Raw genomic sequence first — 16,572 nt, forward strand, 5'->3', positions numbered from 1 at the left:
TTCAAGATACCATCGTTTTTGCGCCGTACGTTTCATTGCTAAAAGATCCGGCCTCCTTCCGAGGCGTTGGTTTCAACAGGAAATGCGCCAACGCCGGCAGCAACACCAACGCTCCCACCATATTCCACAAGAACATAAACGCCAGCAGTATCCCCATGTCCGCCTGGAACTTGATCGGCGAGAAGATCCACGTCGCCACCGCGATCGCCAGGGTGATCCCGGTCAGCAGCACCACCCGCCCGGTGAACTCCAGCGCGTGGTGGAAGGCGTCGGACAGGTTCGCGCCGCCGCGCATCCGCGCCAGCACCACGCTCAGCACATACAGCGCATAGTCGACGCCGATACCCACCCCCAGCGCGATGACCGGCAGAGTGGCCACCTTCACGCCCATGCCGAGCCACACCATCAGCACCTCGCACAGAATCGAGGTCAGCACCAGCGGCAGCACCGCCACCACCACCGCGCGCCAGGAGCGGAAGGTCGCGTAGCACAGCAAGGTCACCGCGCCGTAGACCCAGAACAGCATCTCGCGCATGGCTTTCTTAACGACGATGTTGGTCGCCGCCTCGATGCCGGCGCTGCCGGCCGCGAGCAGGAACCTGGCCTCCGGCGTGCCGTGTTGCGCGGAGAATTGCTCGACCAGTCCGACCACGCCGCTCAAGGTCGCGGCCTTGTGATCCTTCAGATACACGTACAGCGACAGCATCGAGCAGCTCTGGTTGAACAGTTCGCGCGGCGCGCGCGTTTGCACCGCGCCCAGCGCGCTCTGGTTCGGCGTCAGGTTGTACCACTTGAAGTTGCCTTCGTTGTAGCCGGTCGCGGCCAGCTTGCTGAGCAGGGCCATGGAATTGGTCGCTTCCACGCCGGGCAGTTGCTCCAGTTGCCAGGCCAGCGCGTCGACCTTGGCCAGGGTGTCGTACTGCGTGCACTGGTCGGCGCCGGTTTTGATCATGACCACCAGCACGTCCGCACTGGCGGCATAGTTGCTGACCATGAAGGCGTTGTCGCGGTTGTAGCGCGAATCGGCCCGCAGTTCCGGCGCGCCGGGATCGAGGTCGCCCACCTGCAGTTGCAGGCTGACCGCGAAGCCGAGCACGGCCAGTATGCCGCTGACAAGCAAAGTGAGCGTGGCCCAGCGGCGCTGGGTGAAGCGGTCAAGAAACACCCACAGCCGTGGCTTTGGGGAGTCCTGCGCGCCCGCCTGCAGGCTGCGCTCGGCCGCCTTGAGGCTGACGCCGGTATACGACAGCAGGATCGGCAGCAACACCAGGTTGGTGAAGATCAGCACGGCCACGCCGATGCTGGCGATCACCGCCAAGTCCTGGATCACCTTGATCGGAATCATCGTCAGCACCATGAAGCCGACAGCGTCGCACAGCAGCGCCGCCATGCCGGCCGCGAACAGTCGCCGGAAGGTGTAGCGCGCGGCCACGACCTTATGCGTGCCGCGTCCGACATCCTGCATGATGCCGTTCATCTTTTGTGCGCCGTGGCTCATGCCGATGGCAAACACCAGGAAGGGCACCAGCACCGAATACGGATCGAGCTCATAGCCAAGCGTGGCGAGCAGGCCGAACTGCCACAGCACCGCGACGAGCGAGCACAGCATCACCAGCATGGTGCTGCGCCAGCAGCGCGTGTACCAGTACAGCACGGCGGTGGCGATGCCGATCGCGACGACGAAGAACACCAGCACCTGTTGCAGCCCGTCGATCAGGTCGCCCATGATCTTGGTGAAGCCGGTGATGTGGATCTGCACGCCTTGCTGCTGGTACTTGGCGCGGATGGTTTCCAGTTGCTGCGAGAAGGCGTGGTAATCGAGCGCCTTGCCGGTCTGCGGATTGATGTCGAGCAGCGGCACGAACAGCACGCTTGACTGGTAGTTGGCGGCGACGATCTGGCCGATCTCGCCCGAGCGCGCGACGTTGGCGCGCAGCACATCGATGCTTGCGGCCGAGCCGTCGTAGTCGCCGGGGATCACGGTGCCGCCGTCGAGGCCATCCTCGGTCACGGCCGTCCAGCGCGTGTTAGCGGTCCACAGCGACTTCATGTACGGACGGTCGACCCCGGGCAGCAGGTAGATCTCGTCGTTCATCTTCTGCAGGGTGGCCAGGTAGGCCGGCGTGAAGATGTCGCCCCGGGGCACGGCGACGGCGATCCGCAACGCGTTGCCCAGGCCGCTCAAATCGCTCTTGTTCTCCAGATAGTTGACCACGTACGGATGGCTGGTCGGGATCATCTTTTCGAAGCTGGCGTTGAGCGTCAGGCGGGTCGCCTGGAAGCCCAGCAGTGCCGTGATCAGCAAGCACAGCAGCACGATCAGCGGCCGGTGGTTGAACAGCGCCCGCTCGGCCAGGTTGCCCGAGCGCCTGTCGAAGTCGCGCAGCGCCCGGATCACCGGTTGCTGCTGCATGTCGTTGTCAATGTTCATGAATTCAATTGGTGGTGAGTAGCTGCTGGCGCTTGAGGCCGCGCAGGCCGGCGACGACCAGGTGCTTGTCATCGGCCTGGACCAGCGCGGCCGCCGGGGAGGGCTGTGGATTGGGCTGGCGCGTGAAGGTGCGGCCATGGTCGCCGCTGAGCAGCACGTCGCCGCCCTGGCTCAGCAGCGCCAGGGTGCCGTCGGCCAGCTCGACGCCGGCGCTGAAGGTTTGCTGCGAGCCGGTCTCGATCTGCTTCCAGCTGTTGCCCTGGTCGCCGGACCAATAGGCCGTGCCGCGCAAGCCGAAGACGACGACCTCGCCGCCGCGCGCCGTCACCAGCCCGAAGTAGCTGCCCTTGTAGGGCGAGGCCAGCGCCGTGAAGCTGGCGCCGCTGTCGAGCGAACGGAACAGGCTGCCCTGTTCGCCGACCAGGTAGAGCGCGCCGCCGCCCGCGCGCATGCCGTACAGATGCAGGCTCTTGGGATTGGGCACGCGGCCCTGCCACGGCGTCCAGGTTTTGCCGGCGTCGGTGGTGCGGAACAGCAGGTTGTAGGCGCCAAGAATGTAGCCGGTGCTGGCGTCCTGGAAGTACAGGTCGAGAAAGGGTTTGTCCGGACCATCCGCGCGCAGGTGCTCGGCGGCCGTCTTCTCCTGCGGCGTGGTGGCGGCGCGCAGCGCGAGCTCGGCAGCCTGGATGCCGTCCAGCTGCTTTTGCCAGCTCAGGCCGCCATCGACCGTGTGCAGCACCACGCCCAGGTGGCCCACCGCCCAGCCGCTGCGTTCGTTGGCGAACTGCACGGCCGTCAGGCTCACCTGCACCGGCGTGCGCACCTGGCGCCAGCTGCCGCCCTGATCGTCGGACAGCAGCACGATGCCGCGTTCGCCCACAGCCACCAGGCGCTTGCCGGCGCGCGTCACCGCCAGCATGGCCGCCGTGCCGGACTTGGCGGCGATGACGGACGGCTGGGTCAGCGCGTCCGGCAGCGCCGCCGAAGAAGATGAAGCGGCGGCCTGCGCAAAGGCCGCTGCCGGCGCGAGGGAACCCAGCAGCAACGCCGCCAGCACGTGATTCCGCGTCCTCATCAGCGAGCACCCTGGTTGGCCAATTCCTCCGGCCCGAAGTAGCTCAGCGGCAGCCGCGGGATGGCCTTGTACTGGTTCGGCGTTTCGTTGGCGGAGGCGTTGAGCAGGTAGGCGCCGGTCTGCACGTTATAGACGCCCCACATGACGTTGGCGAGTAGGGCCGGCAGATCCGGCGCCAGCAAGGTCAGCGCGTAGTTGCTGCGCCAGATCTGGCCCTGGGCATCGTAGCCGTCGATCTGGATGATTTGCCAGGTGTCCTCGTCCAGGTAGTAGCGGCGCTTGCTCACCACGTGGCGCTTGCCGGGGGCGACGGTCGCCTCCACCTCCCACACCCGGTGCAGTTCCCAGCGCACCAGGTCGGGATTGAGGAATTGCGGGCCCATCAGATCGGCGATCTTGGCGGACGCCGCGCGGTTGTTGTTATACGGGATGTACATCTCCTTCTTGCCGATCAGCTTGAGCTGGTGGTGGTCGATCGGCCCGAACAGCATGAACGCCTCGTCCACGAAGCCGATGCCGGAGGCGACCGAGTCCGGAGTGTCGTAGGCCACCGACGGCGCGCGGCGCACGCGGCGCTGGCCCACCAGGTACTGCCACAACGCGCGCGGGGCGGCGGCGTTCAGGCCGTCGTGCGCGAGGATGCCTTCCCCCGCCTTGGAGGCCGGTGCGCGCGTGATCAGGCGGCCGTACTGGTAGATGCCGTCCATCTTGTCCAGGCTGCCTTCCTTGAAGTAGTAGGGACGGGTCAAGGTTTGCTCGGCCTCGTTGGCCAGGGTGCGCTTGCCGTCCGGCGGCACGATCCAGGTGCGGCTGGCGTAGATGGCGGTGTCGCCGACCCAGGCTAGGCGGTGGTTCCAGATCGCCTCGTAGCCGGTCTTGGGAATCGGGAACGGAATGCCGCCGTAGGCGCCGTCGACCCCGTAACCATCGTCGACGGTCTTGGCGCCGGTCGCGTTCTTGAAGGTGTTGTCGTAGACCCAGGACGGCGCGCCGCCGGTGCGGTGGGTGGGGTAGACGTCGAGCCGGTAGGTCGGATATTTCTTCAGCATGGCGACGGTGCCGGCCGACAGCTTGGCGGCGTACTGGTCGACGTTCTTGCCGGTGATGCTCAGCACCGGTTTTTCCGACGCGAACGGATCGGCGCGGGCGTCGCCCGGTTTGTAGCCCGGAGCGACCTTGCTGTAGACGCCTTCCCACGCGGGAATGGTGCCGTCCTTGTTGGCGGCCTTCTCGGCGCCGAACGGCGTCAGCGTGGTCTTTAGCGCGGCGGCTTCCTCGGCGGTGGCGGCGTGCGACTGGCCGGCGACGAAGGCGAGGGCGATCGCGCAGGCGAGCATGTTCAATTGTGGTTTCATGATGTGTTCCTGATCTTAGAATGCGCGTTTGAAGTTGAACGAGATGTAGTTGCGGTCCTTGAGCGGCTGGGCATAGCTCAGCATCGGCGCGTTGGCGGCGGGATTGTTCGTCAAGAAGGTGCCGCTGCGGCCCAGGAAGCGCACATAGCTGATGCCGAACTTCCAATCCTGCTGGTAGCTGCCGCTCAGGCCGATACTCAGGTCGCCGCCATGCTCGGCGCCGCCGTTGAAGTTGAAGACGGTCGACGAGCGGCCGTCGAGGTTGTAGCCGATGCCGATCGGCACCGTCAGGTCGAGCCCACTGAGCACCTGGTAATACGCCGGCTCGAAGGCGATGCGGATGGCGCTGGCGTCGCGCGTCGTGTTGACGTCGAGCGAGCCCTGGTGGGTGACGCTGAGGCGGCGGTTCCAGGCCAGCTCGCCAAGCAGCGCGCCGCCTTCGAACAGGCTGTTGGTCGGCATCACGTACACGGCGGACAGGTTGACGTGGGCGCTGTTGCCCACCGCGTAGGCCGGGTTGTCGGTGTTGTTGGCGATGATGCCGACGCCGCGCGCCGACAGGAAGTTCGGCGTCGGGCCGCTCACCAGCGGGTTGTTGCGCCGTATCGAGCCCTCGATCGCCACGTTGACGCCGCCCAGCACGGTGCTGGCGCTGGCGCCATAGGTCTTGATGCCTTCCGCATACACGGCCTGCACGGTGGCGGGCGCGCCGGGCGGGAAGGTGGGCGAGAAGCCCAGATAGTAATTGGCGCCCTTGTCGTGGTAGCGCGCCGCGTACAGGCCGAACTCGATGTCCAGGCCGACCGGGGCGATGCGCAGCTGCACGCCGCCCTGGCCGGAATCCTTGGCCTTCATGTCGGGCTGGGTGATGAAGGCGGGCGCGCCCGAGCCGACCGGCGCCACGAGGAAGGCGGTGGAGCCGGCGCCGGCCGCGTCGTACGCGCTCAGGTAGCTGCCCACGCCGGGAATGATGCTCGGCTTCCAGTCCAGCTGGTAGTAGGCGCCGAGCGAGACGGTGGGCGCCAGTTGCAGCTGGCCGGAGATCTGGTTGACCGGCCGCAGGATTTCCTTGAATTGGGCGCCGGGCACCGACAGCAGCTTGACCAGGTCGACCGGGCCTTGCGCGGCGGCGATGCCGTTGGCGCCGAAGAACAGGCTCTCGCCGTATTGCAGCGTGTGGCGGCCGGCGCGCAGGTTGCCGGAGAGGCCGCCGACGGTGCCCTTGACGTAGACGAAGGCGTCCAGCAGCTCCGCCTTGCGTCCGTGCAGTTTGCGCGTGCCTTCGGTGAATTCGTTGTTGGCGACGCCGGCCAGACCGGCCGCGTTAGACGACGGCGATGCGTTGTCGTTGCGCCGGTTGTAGACCGTGTCGTACCAGGCGGCGCCGGAGGCGCGCATGCCCATGTTGTGGATGCTGATGTCGAGCTCGGTCAGCCAGTCGACACGGTTCGATACGATGCCTTTTTTACGGAAGTTCTGGTTGCCGTCGTCCAGGTTCAGTCCGGTGAAGTCGCCGGGACCGGCGGCCGCGTAGCCGCCGGCCAGCAAGCCCGGATCGGCATCCTTGAGGCGATAGGCGGTGCTGTACTTGATGGTGTTGTTCCAGCTGACCTTGATGTCGGAGCCGGTGTCGAATTCATAGGCCAGTGCCGACTGGCAGGGCAGGGCGGCGGCCACGGCCAGCGCCATCGTCAGGGCGCCGGACTTGCGCGAAGTGCGCCGTGTTTGTTGTGTCGGTTTCATGTCTCCCCCAGGGGTATTTATAGGTATTGTTGGATTGCGTGTTTGCTTAGATGCTTCAGATGAATGTCGACATCAGCCCTCCGTCAACGGGGATGTTCACGCCGCTGACCCAGCGCGAGGCGTCCGACATCAGGAAGGCCACCACTGGGGCGACCTCGTCGGTGTAGGCGGGGCGTTTCATGCGGTTGGCGTTGCGTTCCACCACGTCCTGGCCAAGCATGGTGACGAAGTCGCCGAGGATGGGCGTGAAGACCGGGCCGGGCGAGACGCAGTTCATGCGGATCGAACGTTCCAGGAACCAGCGCTGGGATTGGACGAAGGTCCAGACCAGCAGGGCTTCCTTGAAGTATTGGTAGCAGGTTTCCTGGGGGACGGGGTGGTCGCGCAACCAGGCTTGGGCGTTCTCGTAGCCCTGGACGTTGGCCAGTTCGCGGTGGAGTTCGAGGCGTTGTGGCCATTCTGCGCCCAGGGCGGAGGCGATGTTGATGATGGCGCTGCCGGCGGGCATGCGGTCGAGGACTTTTTCGGACAGGTGGCGCAGGCCGAGGTAGTTGACGCGGGCGACCAGGTCGCCGTTGGCGGTGCCGGGGACGCCGGCGATGTTGCAGAGGGCGTCGATTTGTGGCGGCAACTGTGTTACTGCGGCGTCGATTGATGCCGGGTCGCTTAGGTCGGCTTGGATGTATTGGTCGAGGGTGAGGCCCGGGGGATTGCGGTCGATGCCGATGACCTTGGCGCCGCCGGCCCTGGCCAGGCGGACGACCTCGGCGCCGATGCCGGAACAGGCGCCGGTGATGACGATGGTTTTGTTGGGGAAGTTCATCTTTTTTCCGTTGGCGATGGTTGGGGCGGTGGCGGAGCTTGGCGGATTACGCGCTGCGCGCTAATCCGCCCTACGTGTCTCCGTGTTACGCGCGCTTTGCTTGTCTTCTTTTAGAAGGGGTAGCGCGGGGCGTTGCTTTTGATTGTTAGCCATTGCCATTGCGAGAATTCGTCCCAGTCGGCGGGGCCGCCGTGGCGGGCGCCGTTGCCGGAGGTGCCGCTGCCGCCAAACGGTACGTGCGCTTCGGCCAGCACCGTCTGGTCGTTGATGTGGGCGTGGCCGCAGGGAACGCGGTTGACGATGTGCAGCGCGCGCGTGAGCGATGGCGAGATGACGCCCAGCGCCAGGCAGCCTTCGGTGAGCGAGGCCAGCGCGATGGCTTCCTCGTCGGTGTCGAAGACGGTTATCGAAGCCACCGGCCCGAACAGTTCTTCCTGGAAGCAGCGCATGCCGGGCTTGACGCCGGTCAGCACGGTGGCGGGATAGAAGGTGCCGTCGGGTTGGCCGCCGGCCAGTAGTTTTGCGCCGGCCGCGATCGAGTCCTGGACGATGCCGTGCAGCCGCTGGACCTGGCGCGCGTTGATCAGCGGGCCGAGGGCGACCTGGCCGCTCATCGGATCGCCCACCGGCAGGTGTTTGGCCTTCTCCAGCAGCCGCTCGGTGACGGCGGCGGCGATGCCGCGCTGGAGCAGGATGCGGCCGGACGCCATGCAGATCTGGCCTTGATGCAGATAGGCGCCCCAGGCGACGTTGGAGGCGGCCAGGTCGGGGTCGGCATCGTCCAGGATGACCAGCGAGTTCTTGCCGCCCAGTTCCAGCGCGACTTTCTTGAGCGTTTTGCCGGCCAGCTCGGCCACCCGGCGTCCGACCTGGGTCGAGCCGGTGAACGAGATCATGGCGACGTGGGGATCGAGGCACAGCGCCTCGCCCGCCTCGGCGCCGCCCGGCAGCACGTGCAGCACGCCAGGCGGCAGGCCGGCCTGCTCGAAGATGCGGGCGATGATGACGCCGCCGCTGACCGGGGTTTGCAGGTCCGGCTTGTGCAGCACGGCGTTGCCGACCGCCAGCGCCGGCGCGACCGAACGCAGCGACAGGATCAGCGGGAAGTTGAACGGCGAGATGATGCCGACCACGCCATGCGGCAGGCGCCGGGCGATGCTCAGTTGCCCGGTAGGGGAGGCCAGCAACTGGCCGGTCGGCTGCGTCAGCATCGCGGCCGCCTCGTGCATGTAGACGATCGCTTCGCGCACTTCCAGATCGGCCTTGGGCATGATGCCGCCGGTTTCGCGCGCGATCCAGGTCGCCAGCTCGGCGTGGTGTTGTTCGAACAGCGCGGCGGCCTTGCGGAAGATGGCGGCGCGGGCCTTGTAGTCGGTGGCGGCCCAGGCGCGCTGGGCGGCGCGGGCGGCGATGGCGGCGCGCGCCACGTCCTGCGCGTTGGCCTTGCCCGTGGTGCCGAGCTGCTGGCCGGTGGCCGGCTCGGTGATGGGATGCGTGCCGCCGTCGGCCGCGATCCAGTCGCCGTTGAAGATTTTTCCGGTCCAGAGCGTGTCGTTCAAAAATGCGGGCGCAGCGGTGCTATCCATGAGGTCTCCTATGGCTTGTAACGGGGTGTTGAGTGCGCCGCATCCTCTGAGGGATGTTTTGCCGGCATGACGTTGCGCGGTGGTGGGGCTGGCCGCTCGTCCAGAACTTAGTATCGATGAAGCCTGTCGGGAGCGCTCTGCAATGTCCGGTGCAAGGCCTTCGAATTTGCTTATCGGGGGTGTGTTTGCGCGCAGCCGGCCTGCGTGGCGGCGAAGCGCCGGATCGTGGCCATCAACTCCAGCGCGCCCGGCGACGCGTGGCTGTCGCTGCGCTGGGTGATGCCGATGGTGCGGCTGGTGTGCGGCACTTCCACATCGAGCACGGTCAGCAGGCCGGCCTCGATTTCGTAGCTCAGTTGCTGGGGCGAGATCGCGGTGACGGCGTCGCTGTGCATCAGCATGCCGCGCAGGATGGCCAGGTCGCTGGTTTCGACGGCCGCGCGCGGCACGGCCAGCCCCAGCGACTGGAAGGACAGGTCGAACAGCGCGCGCGCCGGCGTGGACTGGTTGGCCAGCACCCAGCGGGCGGAGACCAGGTCGGCCATGCCGAGGCCTGTTTGTTTGGTCAACGGATGGCCGCTGCGCACCACCAGCGACATCCGGTCGTCCAGCAGGGCTTCGCCGCTCAAGTCGTTCGCATAGTCGGCCGGCCGCAGCGCGCCCAGCACGAAGTCGATGTCGCCGGCGCGCAGCTGCGCGGCCAGCTGGTCGAACGGTCCTTCGACGGTGGAGAAGCGCAGGCCCGGATGGCGCAGCAGCACGTCGCTGATGGCGCGCGGCAGGATGGCGGTGCGCCCCAGCGGCAGCGCGCCGATCACCACCTTGCCTTCGGTGTTGCCGCGCAGCGCGGCGAGGTCGGTGTCGATGTGGCGCAGTTCGGCCAGCGCGCGCTTGACGCGAAACACCAGGATGTCGCCGGCCTCGGTGGGCTTCATGCCTTTGGACGAGCGTTCGAACAGGTTGGTGCCCAGGCTCGCCTCGAGGTCGTTGACGAAGCCGCTGACGGCCGGCTGGCTGATGCCGAGCGTCTTGGCCACCGTCGGCATGTGGCCGGATTCCGCCAGCCTGACCAGGCAAAGCAGGCGGCGCTCGTTGAACATCGCCATGGGCACCCGGGGGCGCGCGAGGGCGTCGCAGCCTTGTTCGAATTCGTTCACTACGCGGCGCGCGCGGAACAGCACCAGGTTGCCGAAGGCGGTGCGCAGCATGCCGCTGGTCTTGCGCTCGAACAGATCGACCCCCAAGGTCGTTTCCAGCTGGCGCACCGACCGGGTGACGGCCGATTGCGCCCGGTACAGCGCGTCGGCGGCCTTGGTCACGCTGCCCATGTCGGCCACGGCGAGAAAGGCGCGCAGGTGGCGCAGGCTGACTAATTGGGACATGGCTGGGAGCGCGTTCATCAAAAGTCGGGTGGAGGTTCCAATGTCTTAAATGTATACATCGGGATTGGTAATGTCGAGTAATAAATTGCTATTTACTGCGCCTGTACCCGTAAAATGCTGAAAAACACGCGGATGCGATAAGGTAATTAGATTGTCCGGAACGTCAAATGTATACATTTGCTTGGACGGGACGGGCATAATCGTCTCATCGGCATCCGCGCCCCGCATGTAGCAGTCAACGTGGAGTAGGCATGACAAAAATGAGCGGCGGTCTCCCGACCTCCCAGGAACAGGCGGTCATCGATTTGCGCGAGATGATACTCAACGGCGAACTGGCTCCCGGCCAGCGCGTGACAGAGACGGCGTTGACGGAGGCGCTGCGCACCTCGCGCACGCCGGTGCGCTACGCCCTCACAGCGCTGTCGCAGGAGGGCCTGTTGAGCAGCTTGGGTAAGCGCGGCTACGTGGTCAGCACCTTCCATGTCGACGACGTGCTGGGCGCGATCGACGTGCGCGCGGCGCTCGAGGGCCTGGCCGCGCGCACCCTGGCCGAGCGGGGGCTGTGCCCCGAGCTGCGGCGCGAGTTGCTCGCCTGTCTGGCCGACGGCGACGCGTTGTTCGCCAAGGGCCATCTGGTCGCCGGTGACGCCGCGCGCTACTCGGAGATGAACCGGCGCTTCCACGATTTGATCACCCGCGCGAGCGGCAACCATGCGCTGGTGGACCTGTTGGCCTTCAACCGCCGCGTGCCGTTTTCCGCCGCCGGCGCGTTCGCCTTCGACCATGCCGAACTTCCGCAGCAATACAAAGTGCTGAACTTCGCGCACATGCAGCATCACGCCATCGTGCAGGCGCTGGAGCAGGGCGACGGCACCCGGGTCGAGGCGCTGATGCGCGAACACACCCAGGCAGCGAAACACAGTCTGCATATCGCGGGCGAGAGCCTGTTCGCCGGCGCGGAGGAGGCGCCATGAGCCAGCAGGAGCGGATCGTATTGCAGTTGCGCGAATTGATACTCAATGGCGGACTGGCGCCGGGGGAGCGCGTGCTGGAGGTGGCGCTGGCCGAGACGCTGCAGGCGTCGCGCACGCCGGTGCGGCGCGCGATCAAGATTTTAGAGGGCGAGGGCCTGCTGGTTTCGAACGGCGCGCGTGGCTACCAGGTCAGGCAGTTCTCGTTCCGCGACGTGGTCAACGCGATCGAAGTGCGCGGCGTGCTCGAAGGACTGGCGGCGCAAGCTGCCGCTCGGCGCGGACTTTCGCCCGAGGCTTTCGCGCGGCTCGAAGAGTGCATCGAAATCGGCCGCGCGCTGGCCGGAAAAAGCGCGATGACGGCCGGCGACGAGGAAGTCTTCGCCAACATGAATTTAACCTTCCACGACACCGTGATCGACGCGGCCTGCAACCGTTCCCTGAAGCATGCGCTGGCCTTCAACGACCGCTTGCCGTTCGCCGCCGCCGGCGCGGTGGCCATCAACGTCAGCGCGGACGCCAGGGAGGCGCAGATGGCGTTGCTGGTCAGCGCGCAGCGCGACCACGTGATGATCCATCAGGCGCTGCGCCAGCGCCAGGGCGCCAGGGCCGGTGCGCTGGTGCGCGAGCACGCGTATGTGGCCGTCGAACATATGCGGTTGGTGCTGGCCGCGCGCGGCGTGGAAGATGATGCGGACGCGGGTTCGGATGCAATAAGCAGATTCGATGGTTGTGGCAACTGATTGGGCTAGCTGCCGTTTGAGCGGCGTTTGAAAATGGATGAAAGGCAGGTTGTATCGAAAAAACGATTTTGACAATCACGGAGAACAAAGCATGGAAACGACGCAGCACAATGAAGAGCGCCTGGTCGAGCGCGAGATCGAAGGCGAGATCGCCACCATCACCCTGAACCGCCCGCACAAGCGCAACGCGCTAAGCCTGGCGATGGTGGCCCAGTTGCGCAGCTGCGTCGAGACCTTGCCGCCCACCGTCAAGGTGGTGATCCTGGCCGGCGCCGGCCCGCACTTTTCGGCAGGCCTGGACCTGGCCTCGTTGAGCGAGGCCACGCCGGCCGAGGGCATGCAGCAATCGATGATGTGGTACGAGGCCTTCGGCAAGATACAGTTCGGCCGGGTGCCGGTGGTCTGCGTGCTGCAAGGCGCGGTCGTCGGCGGCGGCCTGGAACTGGCGTCGGTGGCCCATGTGCGGGTGGCCGAGGAAAGCGCCTATTTCGGTTTGCCGGAGGGCCAGCGCGGTATTTTCCTCGGTGGTGGCGGTTCGGTGCGGGTGACCAAGCTGATTGGCTTTTCGCGCGTGACCGAGATGATGTTGACCGGCCATGTGCTGACCGCCGCCGAGGGCTTCGCGGTAGGACTGGCGCATTACGTCACGCCGGCCGGAGAGGGCATGCGCAAGGCGCGTGAGCTGGCCGGCAAGATCGCGGGCAACGCGCCGCTGTCGAACTTCGCCATCCTGAACGCCTTGCCGCTGATCGCCGAGCAGCCGATGGCGCACGGCCTGCTGACCGAGGCGCTGATGGCGACCATCACGCAGTCGGCGCCGGAGGCGAAGGAGCGGGTCAACGCCTTCCTGGAGAAACGCGCGGACAAGATCGCGCCGGAGGGCAAGGCATGAACGCCGTCGCCGCCGCGGCCACTCCCGCTTTTCGCGCACTGTCGCTTGGGCCCTATGCGGGCAAGGTCGAGCGGCGCTCCGACGGCGCCGTGCTGCTGCGCTCGGACGAACCGCTCGGTCCGGCCGCCGCGCGCTACACCGAGCCGCTGGTGCGCTGGGCGCGCGAACGGCCGCACTTGTCCTACCTGGCGCAGCGCGGCGCCGATGGCGAATGGCGCCATCTGAGCTATGCCGACGCGCTGGAGAAGGTGCGCAGCATCGGGCAGGCGCTGTTGCGGCGCGGCCTGGGGCCTGATCGTCCGCTGCTGATCCTGTCCGAGAACGATATCGAATCCGCGCTGCTGTCGCTGGCGGCTGCCCACGTCGGGGTGCCGTTCGTGCCGTTGTCGCCGGCCTACTCGCTGCTGTCCAGGGATGGCGAGCGCCTGCGCCACGCATTGGAGCTGCTGACGCCGGGACTGGTGTTCGCCGCCGACGCGGCGCGCTATGGACGCGCGATCGAGGCATGCGTCGATCCCGCCATGGAACTGGTGTTCACCCAGGGCGGTCTGGCCGGCCGTTCCTGCACCGCTTTCGACGAGCTGCTGGCCACCGTGGCCGGGCCGCAGGTCGAGCAGGCGCACCAGGCGATCGGGCCGGACACCATCGTCAAGTTCCTGTTCACGTCCGGCTCGACCAAGCTGCCCAAGGCCGTCATCAACACCCACGGCATGATGTGCGCCAACCAGCAAATGCACGCGCAGTGCTATCCCTTCCTGGACGAGCGGCCGCCGGTGCTGCTCGACTGGATGCCCTGGCACCACACCGCGGGCGGCAATCTGATCTCCGGCATGGTGATGTTCTGCGGCGGCACCTTGTACCTCGACGACGGCAAGCCGACGCCGGACGACTTCGCGAAAACGGTGCGCAACCTGCGCGAGATCGCGCCCACCATCTACTTCACCGTGCCCAAGGGGCTGGAGATGCTGGTGCGGGCGATGCAGGACGACAGCGCCCTGCGCGATCATTTTTTCAGCCGGCTGAGTTTGATCTTTCCGGCCGGCGCGGCCTTGTCGGCGCCGCTGAAGGCGGCGGTGGACCGGTTGGCGGTGGAAGCCTGCGGCGCCCGCATCGCCATGACGATGGGCCTGGGCATGACCGAGACCGCGCCGTTCGCGCTGTCGGCCCACCTGCCGGACTGGCAGGCGGGGTTGATCGGTTTGCCCGCCCCTGGTGTCACCGTCAAGCTGGCGCCGGTCGGCGACAAGCTCGAAGTGCGTTATCGCGGCCCCAACGTCACGCCGGGTTACTGGCGCCAGCCCGAGCTTACGCGCGAAGCCTTCGACGACGAGGGATATTTTTGCAGCGGCGACGCGGCCCGTTTCATCGACGAGGCGAAGCCGGAACGCGGGCTGCGTTTCGACGGCCGCATCGCCGAGGACTTCAAGCTTATTAGCGGCACCTGGGCCAATGTCGGCAGCCTGCGCGGGGGCGTGATCGCCGCCGGCGCGCCCTACATCCAGGACGCCGTCATCACCGGGCATGACCGCGACACCCTGGGCATGCTGGTGTTCCTGCTGCCGGCCGCCCACACCGCGATGACGGCGCCTGCCAGGCGCGTGTGGCTGCAGGCGCTGCTGGACAAGCTAGCGGCGCAAGCCACCGGCAGCTCTCAACGCATCATGCACGCCATGGAGATGGAAGAGCCGGCCTCGATGGATCTGGGCGAGTGCACCGACAAGGGCTCGATCAACCAGCGCACGGTGCTCAAGCTGCGCGCGCAGCTGGTCGAATTGCTGTACGCGCCGCCGGGCGACCCGCGCGTGCTGCACGCATCCCTCACCAAGCACAAGGAGACCGTATGATCAACCTCGATGACATCGTCGCCATCGACATGCACATCCACGCCACCGTCTCGACGCGCAACGCGCCGGACCCGGTGGCCACCGCCTTCGACGCCGCCATGGCCAAGTACTTCAAGGAGCAGACCGCCCGCCTGACGATCGCCGAGACGGCCGCCTACTACCGCGAACGCAAAATGCTGGCCGTGATCTTTTCGGTCGACACCGAGCGCGCCAACGGCCAGGTGCGGATCGCCAACGAGGAGGTGGCCGAGGAGGCCGCAGCCCATCCCGACGTGCTGATTCCGTTCGCCAGCGTCGATCCGCTGCGCGGCAAGATGGGCGCGCGCGAGGTGCGGCGCCTGATCGAGGACTATGGTGTGCGCGGGTTCAAATTCCATCCGTCGGCGCAGGAGTTCTATCCGAACGACCGCGCCGCCTACGAGGTGTACGAGGCCATCGCGCAGGCCGGGCTGCCGGCGATTTTCCACAGCGGCCAGACCGGCGTGGGCGCGGGCATGGCGGGCGGCGGCGGGGTGCGGCTCAAGTATTCCGATCCGATGTTCCTGGATGACGTGGCGGTCGACTTTCCGATGATGCCGATCGTGATCGCGCACCCGTCGTTTCCGTGGCAGGAGAACGCGCTGGCGGTGGCCACCCACAAGCCGCAGGTGTATATCGACCTGTCGGGCTGGTCGCCGAAGTACTTCTCGCCGCTGCTTGTGCAGTACGCGAACGGTCTGCTGAAAAAGAAGATGTTGTTCGGTTCCGATTTTCCGGCGCTGACGCCGGAGCGCTGGATGTCCGACTTCGAGCAGATCGGCATCAAGGACGAGGTGCGGCCGCTGATCCTCAAGGAAAACGCGATCCGCTTGCTGGGACTGGACCGCCATCCGGTCTACGGCCGTTACCAGCGGCTGCAACCACCGGCCGGCGCCGACTGCTGCTGATCCTCCCATCATCCCGAAAGGTACGACATGCAATTACAAGACACGGCCGCCCTGGTCACGGGCGGCGCATCGGGCCTCGGCGAGGCCACGGTGCGGCATCTGGCGCGCCAGGGAGCGCGGGTGGCGATCCTGGATATCGACCGCGAACGCGCCGAGGCGCTGGCCAAACTGGTGGGCGGCCTCGCGTTGCATTGCGACGTTACCGATCCGGCCAGCGCCGCCGGCGCCATCGCTGCCGCGCGCGAGCGGCACGGCGTGGCGCGGGTGCTGGTCAACTGCGCCGGCGGCGGCAAACCGAAGCGGGTGGTGGGCAAGGACGGGCCGATGCCGCTGGAGGATTTCGTCAAGGTGGTCAACCTCAACCTGTTCGGCGGCTTCAACATGGTGCGCCTGGCAGCCGCCGACATGATCGCCGCGCCGCCCTTGGACGGCGAACGCGGGGTGCTGCTGTTCACCGCCTCGGCGGCGGCGTTCGAGGGGCAGGTGGGACAGTCGGCCTACGCCGCGTCCAAGGGCGCGCTGGTGGCGCTGACCTTGCAGCTGGCGCGCGAGTTCGCCCAGTTCGGCGTGCGCGCGATGACGGTCGCTCCCGGGATCTTCGAAACGCCGCTGATGGCCAACGTCGGCCCGGAGGTGATGCGGGCGCTGATCGATAGCTCGGTCTATCCCAAACGACTGGGGCATCCGGATGAATTCGCCGAGTTGGTGGGCCATGTCATCGGCAACCGTTTCCTGAACGGCGAGGTGATACGCCTCGATGGCGCAGTGCGGCTGGCGCCGCGTTGATGCAGGCTTTGTAGC

13 protein-coding genes are annotated in these 16,572 nt (G+C 66.6%); 6 read left to right on the top strand and 7 right to left on the bottom strand.

Features of this window, described 5'->3' with window-relative positions:
- Position 1 precedes the first annotated feature (1 nt).
- From AC07P1_RS12775 to AC07P1_RS12805, 7 genes are all read right to left on the bottom strand, one after another.
- On the bottom strand, positions 2 to 2,431 hold the full coding sequence (locus AC07P1_RS12775; protein ID WP_494696161.1) for an efflux RND transporter permease subunit: 2,430 nt from the start codon (positions 2,429 to 2,431) through the stop codon (positions 2 to 4).
- Between the two features lie 4 nt (positions 2,432 to 2,435).
- Positions 2,436 to 3,506, bottom strand: coding sequence for a WD40/YVTN/BNR-like repeat-containing protein (locus AC07P1_RS12780; protein WP_494696162.1), 1,071 nt, complete (start codon positions 3,504 to 3,506; stop codon positions 2,436 to 2,438).
- On the bottom strand, positions 3,506 to 4,861 hold the full coding sequence (locus tag AC07P1_RS12785; protein WP_494696163.1) for a DUF1329 domain-containing protein: 1,356 nt from the start codon (positions 4,859 to 4,861) through the stop codon (positions 3,506 to 3,508). The genes AC07P1_RS12780 and AC07P1_RS12785 overlap by 1 nt, the downstream gene beginning before the upstream one ends.
- Before the next feature lie 15 nt (positions 4,862 to 4,876).
- Positions 4,877 to 6,604 carry a DUF1302 domain-containing protein gene (locus tag AC07P1_RS12790; RefSeq protein WP_494696164.1) on the bottom strand — a complete coding sequence of 576 codons (1,728 nt, stop codon included), beginning with the start codon at positions 6,602 to 6,604 and terminating at the stop codon, positions 4,877 to 4,879.
- A 55-nt stretch (positions 6,605 to 6,659) separates the two neighbouring features.
- On the bottom strand, positions 6,660 to 7,427 hold the full coding sequence (locus AC07P1_RS12795; protein WP_494696165.1) for a coniferyl-alcohol dehydrogenase: 768 nt from the start codon (positions 7,425 to 7,427) through the stop codon (positions 6,660 to 6,662).
- A 110-nt stretch (positions 7,428 to 7,537) separates the two neighbouring features.
- Entirely contained in the window at positions 7,538 to 9,013 is a 1,476-nt protein-coding gene (locus AC07P1_RS12800; RefSeq protein WP_494696166.1) for a benzaldehyde dehydrogenase, read from the bottom strand.
- A gap of 170 nt (positions 9,014 to 9,183) precedes the next feature.
- Entirely contained in the window at positions 9,184 to 10,395 is a 1,212-nt protein-coding gene (locus tag AC07P1_RS12805) for a LysR family transcriptional regulator (protein WP_494696167.1), read from the bottom strand.
- Between the two features lie 251 nt (positions 10,396 to 10,646).
- Here AC07P1_RS12805 and AC07P1_RS12810 point away from each other — a divergent pair, with 251 nt between their 5' ends.
- From AC07P1_RS12810 to AC07P1_RS12835, 6 genes are all read left to right on the top strand, one after another.
- Complete coding sequence (locus tag AC07P1_RS12810; protein WP_494696168.1) at positions 10,647 to 11,369, top strand: GntR family transcriptional regulator; 723 nt, start codon at positions 10,647 to 10,649, stop codon at positions 11,367 to 11,369.
- Positions 11,366 to 12,109: a GntR family transcriptional regulator gene (locus AC07P1_RS12815; RefSeq protein ID WP_494696169.1), complete on the top strand. Its 744-nt coding sequence runs from the start codon at positions 11,366 to 11,368 to the stop codon at positions 12,107 to 12,109. The genes AC07P1_RS12810 and AC07P1_RS12815 overlap by 4 nt, the downstream gene beginning before the upstream one ends.
- A gap of 91 nt (positions 12,110 to 12,200) precedes the next feature.
- On the top strand, positions 12,201 to 13,001 hold the full coding sequence (locus AC07P1_RS12820) for a crotonase/enoyl-CoA hydratase family protein (protein WP_363502278.1): 801 nt from the start codon (positions 12,201 to 12,203) through the stop codon (positions 12,999 to 13,001).
- Positions 12,998 to 14,845 carry a feruloyl-CoA synthase gene (locus AC07P1_RS12825; protein ID WP_494696170.1) on the top strand — a complete coding sequence of 616 codons (1,848 nt, stop codon included), beginning with the start codon at positions 12,998 to 13,000 and terminating at the stop codon, positions 14,843 to 14,845. The genes AC07P1_RS12820 and AC07P1_RS12825 overlap by 4 nt, the downstream gene beginning before the upstream one ends.
- Positions 14,845 to 15,771: an amidohydrolase family protein gene (locus tag AC07P1_RS12830; protein ID WP_494696462.1), complete on the top strand. Its 927-nt coding sequence runs from the start codon at positions 14,845 to 14,847 to the stop codon at positions 15,769 to 15,771. The genes AC07P1_RS12825 and AC07P1_RS12830 overlap by 1 nt, the downstream gene beginning before the upstream one ends.
- Positions 15,772 to 15,798: 27 nt before the next feature.
- Positions 15,799 to 16,557, top strand: a complete 759-nt coding sequence (locus tag AC07P1_RS12835; protein WP_494696171.1) for an SDR family NAD(P)-dependent oxidoreductase — start codon at positions 15,799 to 15,801, stop codon at positions 16,555 to 16,557.
- Positions 16,558 to 16,572 lie beyond the last annotated feature (15 nt).

The sequence above is a fragment of the Duganella sp. GW821-FHT07F09 genome, assembly GCF_059418705.1.